This is a genomic window from Frankia sp. CoWAU3, assembly GCF_977971855.1.
This window is the reverse complement of record NZ_CDWWXB010000001.1, coordinates 1-6,736: the sequence shown is the minus strand read 5'-3', so window position 1 is coordinate 6,736 and position 6,736 is coordinate 1. Positions and strand designations below refer to the sequence as shown.

Sequence of the window (6,736 nt, the reverse complement as noted above, 5' to 3'; positions counted from 1 at the left end):
CGGCCGGTGCGGGAGACGTCCTATTGTGGCCGGCGCCTCCGGACAGCGGGGTCGGCCCCTCGTGCCCGGGGGCCCCGGGCCCCTCGCGCCCGTCAGATCGCCCGCTGCCCATCTCCGTCATCCTGGTGAGAATAGCCAGGTTGTCGGCGGGATTCAGCTCGGTCAGGTGTCCATGGTCGGTGGCCGGACCGACTGCATGTCCGTACTCCCGATACTCTCCCGGTACTCCGGCCTTCCGTGCCCCCCCGGTGAACCGCTCCGATCGCCTGGTAACCTCAAAGACTGCTGCGCGTGACACGTCCCGTCTGCGCGCTCCACATTCTTGACGAGATCCGCGAGAGGCCCCCTGGGAGTCTCCTGGCGGGATCGTCCGAACGAGAAGGCAGACCTGTGCGCACGTACCAGCCCAAGCCCGCGGATGTCCAGCGTGTGTGGCACGTCATCGATGCCACCGACGTGGTGCTCGGTCGGCTGGCGACCCAGGCCGCCACGCTCCTGCGTGGAAAGCACAAGCCATACTTCGCTCCGCATATCGACACCGGCGACTTCGTTGTCGTGATCAACGCCGGTAAGGTCGCCCTGAGCGGGAACAAGCGGGAGCAGGCCCAGTACCACCGGCACTCCGGCTTCCCGGGCGGTTTGCGCAGCACCTCCTACGGGGAGCTGCTCGACACCCGTCCGCAGATCATCGTCGAGAAGGCGATCAAGGGCATGCTGCCGAAGAACAAGCTCGGCCGAGCCCAGGGGACCAAGCTGAAGGTCTATGCGGGTCCGACTCACCCGCATCAGGCGCAGCAGCCCACCCCGTTCGAGATCATCCAGGTCGCGCAGTAGCCGCGGACCTCCTGAGCCGGTCGCCGGGCGGAGTCTTCCCGCCCGGCGGTATCGGCCCCGGGAACCACGCATCAACCGAGGAAGGAACGCGACGTGGCTGTCGTGACCGACGTACAGGGCAATCCCCGCGCCACCGGGCGGCGCAAGGAGGCGGTCGTCCGGGTGCGTCTGCTCCCGGGGACCGGGCAGTGGACGCTCAACGGGCGCACGCTTGAGCAGTATTTCCCGAACAAGGTGCACCAGCAGCTCGTCAACGAGCCGCTCAAGGCACTGGATCGGATGGAGTCGTACGACATCGTCGCCCGGCTGCACGGCGGCGGCGTCTCCGGGCAGGCCGGTGCGCTGCGGCTCGCCCTCGCCCGCGCGTTGACGCTGGCGGAGGAGGAGTCCCGGCCTACCCTGAAGAAGGCCGGCTTCCTGACCCGTGACGCTCGGGTCAAGGAGCGTAAGAAGTACGGGCTCAAGAAGGCCCGCAAGGCTCCGCAGTACAGCAAGCGCTGACCTTGGATCCCCTTCGCGGGCGTGCCCCCGGAGGCGTGCTCCCGGAGGGGATCGGTGCCACCGGTGCCCCCTCGGTCTCCGCCACGATCTTCGACGAGGGAGACCTCAATGGTGAGGCTCTTTGGCACCGACGGCGTCCGAGGTGTCGCCAACATCGATCTGACCGCGGAGCAGGCGTTGTCGCTGGCTTCCGCGGCGGTCGAGGTCCTCGCTGGGCCGAACCGGACCAGCGGGCCCTCCGGCGGCGGTAAGCCGGTAGTGGTCGTCGGCCGGGACACGCGGCCCTCCGGGGAGTTCCTGGAGGCTGTGGTGGTCGCCGGGCTCGCGGCCTCCGGTGCCGACGTGGCCCGGATCGGGGTGGCACCCACGCCCGCGGTGGCTCACGCCGTTGCGGCCAGCGGCGCGATGTTCGGCGTCATGCTCTCCGCCAGCCATAACCCGATGCCGGACAACGGCATCAAGCTGTTCGCCGCCGGCGGCCTCAAACTGCCCGACGAGGTCGAGGATGCCATCGAGCGGCGGATGGCCCTACCTCCCAGCCGCCGTCCCGTCGGCGCCGACGTCGGTCGGGTCCGCGACGAACCGGTTCTCCTCGACCGGTATGCGGCGCATCTGCTGGCCACGCTGCCGGTGCCGCTCGACGGCCTGCGGGTCGTCGTCGACTGTGCCCAGGGCGCCGCCTCCACCTTGGCCCCTCGGGTGCTGCGGGCGGCCGGAGCCGACGTCGTCGCGCTGCACGCCGACGGCGACGGGACAGCGATCAACGACGGCAGCGGTGCCACCCATCTCGACAGCCTGCGTGCCGCGGTCGTGGCGCACGGCGCCGACGTCGGCATCGCCCATGACGGCGACGCGGACCGTTGCCTCGCCGTGGACGCGACCGGTGAGGTCGTCGACGGCGACCAGATCCTGGCGATGTGTGCTCTGGCGCTGGCCGAGCGGGGTGAGCTGGTTGACGACACGGTGGTGGTCACCGTGATGTCGAATCTGGGCTTTCACCACGCGATGCGGGAGGCCGGTATCACCGTCGTCACTACACCCGTCGGGGATCGGTACGTGCTGGAGACGATGCGTGCCGGAGGCTACGTGCTCGGCGGTGAGCAGAGCGGGCACGTGGTGTTCCTGGACCACGCGACGACCGGCGATGGGTTGTTGACGGCGTTGCGGATCCTGGGCCGGGTCGCCGAGACCGGACAACCGCTCGGCGAGCTCACCAAGGCGATGACCCGGCTGCCCCAGGTGTTGGTGAACGTGCGTGGCGTCGACCGGACGCAGGTGGACACCAATGAGGAACTGCTGCGGGCCGTCGCCCTGGCCAAGGCGGAACTCGGTGACGAGGGTCGGGTGCTGCTGCGGCCGTCCGGCACCGAACCCCTCGTGCGGGTGATGGTCGAGGCGGGCACCGACGCCGCCGCACGGGCGGTCGCACAGCGACTCGCCGCCGTCGTGCGCACCGCGTTGCCGCCGGCGCGCTGACTGGTCCCGTCGCTGACCGGTCCCGCCGCGGCCACAAGCGGACACCTTGCCCCGAGCGTCCCCCGGTACGCTCTCACCTCCGGGAACCTGCGTACGCTGAGCCGCATGTGCGGGATCATCGGTTACGTCGGCGACCAGGCGGCCCTGGATGTCGCGTTGAACGGTCTGCGGCGGTTGGAGTACCGCGGTTACGACTCGTCGGGTGTCGCCGTGGTCGGCGCCGGGGCACTGCGGACGGCGCGTCGTGCCGGCAAGCTGTCCAACCTCGAGAAGCTGTTCGCCGAGAATCCGGATTCCAGGCCGATGCCCGGCACCACCGGCATGGGGCATACCCGGTGGGCCACGCATGGTGGACCGACCGACGCGAATGCCCATCCGCACACCGACTGCACCGGCGCCATCGCCGTCATCCACAACGGGATCATCGAGAACTTCGCCGCGTTGCGGGTCGAGCTGGAGACGGTCGGCCACGAGCTCGCCAGTGAGACCGACACGGAGGTCGTCGCCCATCTCCTCGAAGTCGAGCTTGCTGGCACCGGTGCTGGTGCTGGTGCCGGTGCCGACCGCGGGTACGACGGGGGCGCGCATCCGCTGACCGCCGCGCTGCGACGGGTCTGCCGGCGGCTGGAAGGCGCGTTCACCCTGGTCGTGCTGCATCGCGACTTCCCGGAGGTGGTTGTCGGGGCCCGGCGCAACAGCCCGCTGGTCGTGGGGCTCGGTCAGGGGGAGACCTTCCTCGCCAGCGACGTCTCGGCCTTCATCGCCCACACCCGGGAGGCGCTGGAGATCGGGCAGGATCAGGTGGTCGAGGCCCGCCGGGACGGCGTGACGGTGACCGACTTCGGCGGCCAGATCATCGAGGGTCGGCGGTACCACGTCGACTGGGATGCCAGCGCCGCCGAGAAGGGCGGCTACCCGTACTTCATGCTCAAGGAGATCAGCGAGCAGCCGACCGCCCTGGCAGACACGCTGCGCGGTCGGCTTTCCGCCGACGGTGCGATCGTGCTCGACGAGGAGCGGCTGTCTGGCCAGGATTTCCGGGACGTGGACAAGGTCTTCATCGTCGCCTGCGGCACCGCCTACCACGCCGGCCTCATCGCGAAGTACGCGATCGAGCACTGGACCAGGCTGCCCTGCGAGGTCGAGATGGCCTCGGAGTTTCGCTACCGCGACCCGGTGCTCGACCGGTCCACCCTCGTCATCGCGATCAGCCAGAGCGGCGAGACGCTGGACACGCTGATGGCGGTCAAACACGCGCGCGAGCAGAAGGCGCGGGTGCTGGCCATCTGCAACACCAACGGTTCTACGATCCCTCGGGAGTCCGATGCGGTGCTGTACACCCGCTGCGGCCCGGAGGTGGGGGTCGCGTCCACCAAGACCTTCCTCGGGCAGGTCGCCGCGTGCCTTCTCGTCGGCCTGTTCTTGGCTCAGGTGCGCGGCGTGCTCTACGGCGACGAGGTCGCCGCGTACGTCGAGCGGCTCCAGCGCATGCCCGAGCTGATCGAACGGACGCTGGGAACGGTCGAGCCGGTGCGGGAGCTTGCCCGCGCCCTGGCCGACGCGAAGGCGGTGCTATTCCTCGGTCGTCATGTGGGGTACCCGGTGGCCCTGGAAGGGGCCCTCAAGCTCAAGGAACTCGCCTACATGCACGCCGAGGGGTTCCCGGCGGGGGAGCTCAAGCACGGGCCGATCGCGCTCATCGAGCCCGGCCTGCCGGTGTTCGTCGTTGTGCCGTCCCCGCGGGGTCGTGCCAACCTGCACGGAAAGATCGTTTCCAACATCCAGGAGGTCCGGGGGCGTGGCGCCCGCACGATCGTGATCGCGGAAGAGAGCGACACCGCCGTCGAACCGTTCGCCGATCATCTCATCCGCGTACCCGCGACCGCGTCGCTGTTCGCGCCCCTGGTCACGACGCTACCGCTGCAGGTCTTCGCGTGCGAGCTGGCGCTTGCGCGCGGCCTCGATGTCGATCAGCCGCGTAACCTGGCGAAGTCGGTCACAGTCGAGTAAGCCCTTCCCCACACGGCGCCTTCGGCGCAGTGTGGGGCCCCTGGCGTCGGGCTGCGGGGGCTCGGGCCTGCGGGTCAGGGGCCTGCCGGTCAGGTGGACGGCGTCGCTCCGTGCTGACGGCCGTGCCAGGCGACCGTCGCCTCCCACAGCGCATCGGCGACGGCGTCGTTGTCGTCGGCGGCGTCGAGCAGGGTCTCGACGAGTTCGGCGCGAGGGGCGCGGCTGAGGAAGACGCGCATCGCGGCGTGGACCGGGTCGTCGGTGAAGAGGGTCTCCTCGCCGAGGATCGTGCCGTCCTCCCCCTCATCGTCCTCCTCGGCGAGCCCCGCCGAGCCGGTGGCCACGAGGGCGACCGCGACCGCGTGCCGGCAGAACGAGCCGGTGGATCCCTCGGTGCAGGTACAGCCTGTCCGCGGCCCGTCGTCGGCAGCCTCCAGACGGACCTCGTACGAACCGTCGTCGTCCACCGTGCCGGATGCGTTGGTGGGGCGGATACGGAGTTGTTCGACTCGACCGAGAAGGGCCAGATTCACCCCTTCCATGAAGACGGCGGTGCCGGCGTGCTGTGCGCAGGCGCGTTCCTCGAAGGCTGCCTCGAGCGGGGTGACGGCGTCTCCGCCGTGCCCGTTCTCCCCGGACCCCGAAATGATCACTGCTCAATCCTACGGAATTCGCGCGGTTCGGGGATGCCCAGGCGAGCAGGTCTTGTCGTCGATTGCATCGCGATATATCGTGATCCTACGTGATGGGGTGTGGGCGGATGGCTTCGGTCACGCCGATCCGAAGGAGATGATCATGGTTTCACAGATGATGCCGGGTCCATGGGGCCACTGGGGATGCGAGGCCGGGTTCGGCCCGTCCCGGCTGCGGGACTTCTTCGAGGCGATGAGCGCTTGGGGGCGGTGTGGTGGCCGGTCGGAGGCGGTGGCCGGCGAGCAGGACCACCCCGAGAGCGGTCGGGCCGGTCGCGTCGGCCATGGCGGCCACGGTGGGCATCGTGAGCACGGTGGGCATCGTGAGCACGGTGGGCACGCGGGAGGCGGGCCGAGAGGCCGCCGGGGCGGACCGGGCTGGCCGTTCGGCGGCTTTCCCGGCCCGGGGTTCGGTCCGGGCTTCGGTGGCCCCGGCTTCGGCGGTCCCGGCAGCTTCGGCGGCCGTGGGCCGAAGGTGGGGCGGGGCGACGTCCGGGAGGCGCTGCTCGCGCTGCTGGCCGAGGAGCCCATGCACGGCTACCAGATGATCCGCGAGCTTGCGGAGCGCAGCGGTGGCATCTGGCGGCCGAGCCCGGGGTCGGTCTACCCGGTCCTGTCACTGCTGGCCGACGAGGGTCTCGTGCGCGCGGAGGAGGCGGAGGGCAAGCGGGTCTTCCATCTCACCGACGCCGGGCGGGCGCACGTCGAGGCACGCGCAGGGGAGCGCAAGCCGTGGGAGACTGCTGCGGCGGCGGTCGATGACGATCTCACCAGTTTGCGAACGCTGGCGTTCGCCGTCGGTGCGGCCATCGTCCAGGTGGCCCAGGCCGGAGACGAAGCGCAGATCGCCGCGGCGCGGTCCCTGCTCGCCGAGACCCGCCGTGGTCTCTACCGGATCCTCGCCGGGGACGATGTCGAGCCCCCGATGAGACCGGAGGGTGCCGCCACGGGCACCGGCGCGGACAAGGGCCGCACCGCTCCCGATGGCGACAGCAAGGACGACGGCAACGGCGGATCGGCCCCAGGGCGGGCTGCGCCCCGCTGATCGACGAAGCGTTGATCAGCGGGGCGCGGGCGCCCTCGGCGAGGTGGGCGTGAACCGGCTGGCGGGGACCTCACCGGCCGCCCCGGTGCCGACGGCGGCGCAACACCGCGTTTGTGGGAACCTTTCCGGGTGGCGGTGGTGGGCGTCGGAGTGGACGTGGTGGATGTCGACCGGTTCG

At 70.4% G+C, this 6,736-nt stretch carries 6 protein-coding genes; 5 read left to right on the top strand and 1 reads right to left on the bottom strand.

Going from position 1 to position 6,736, the window contains the following annotated elements; genetic code table 11:
- Positions 1 to 390 precede the first annotated feature (390 nt).
- The 4 genes from rplM (at position 391) to glmS (ending at position 4,821) form a co-directional block, all read left to right on the top strand.
- Positions 391 to 834 carry a 50S ribosomal protein L13 gene (rplM, locus tag AC08ON_RS00030; protein WP_011435067.1) on the top strand — a complete coding sequence of 148 codons (444 nt, stop codon included), beginning with the start codon at positions 391 to 393 and terminating at the stop codon, positions 832 to 834.
- 93 nt (positions 835 to 927) lie between these two features.
- A complete protein-coding gene (gene rpsI, locus AC08ON_RS00025; protein WP_011435068.1) occupies positions 928 to 1,335 on the top strand; it encodes a 30S ribosomal protein S9 in 408 nt (135 codons plus the stop codon).
- Between the two features lie 108 nt (positions 1,336 to 1,443).
- Positions 1,444 to 2,811: a phosphoglucosamine mutase gene (gene glmM / locus AC08ON_RS00020; RefSeq protein ID WP_476605956.1), complete on the top strand. Its 1,368-nt coding sequence runs from the start codon at positions 1,444 to 1,446 to the stop codon at positions 2,809 to 2,811.
- A 105-nt stretch (positions 2,812 to 2,916) separates the two neighbouring features.
- Positions 2,917 to 4,821 carry a glutamine--fructose-6-phosphate transaminase (isomerizing) gene (gene glmS / locus AC08ON_RS00015; protein ID WP_476605957.1) on the top strand — a complete coding sequence of 635 codons (1,905 nt, stop codon included), beginning with the start codon at positions 2,917 to 2,919 and terminating at the stop codon, positions 4,819 to 4,821.
- Positions 4,822 to 4,910: 89 nt separating this feature from the next.
- Here glmS and AC08ON_RS00010 read toward each other — a convergent pair whose 3' ends face one another.
- Positions 4,911 to 5,474, bottom strand: coding sequence for an SWIM zinc finger family protein (locus AC08ON_RS00010; protein WP_476605958.1), 564 nt, complete (start codon positions 5,472 to 5,474; stop codon positions 4,911 to 4,913).
- A gap of 142 nt (positions 5,475 to 5,616) precedes the next feature.
- Between AC08ON_RS00010 and AC08ON_RS00005 the strand changes: the two genes are divergently transcribed.
- Positions 5,617 to 6,558, top strand: coding sequence for a PadR family transcriptional regulator (locus tag AC08ON_RS00005; protein WP_476605959.1), 942 nt, complete (start codon positions 5,617 to 5,619; stop codon positions 6,556 to 6,558).
- The last annotated feature ends 178 nt before the right edge of the window (positions 6,559 to 6,736 follow it).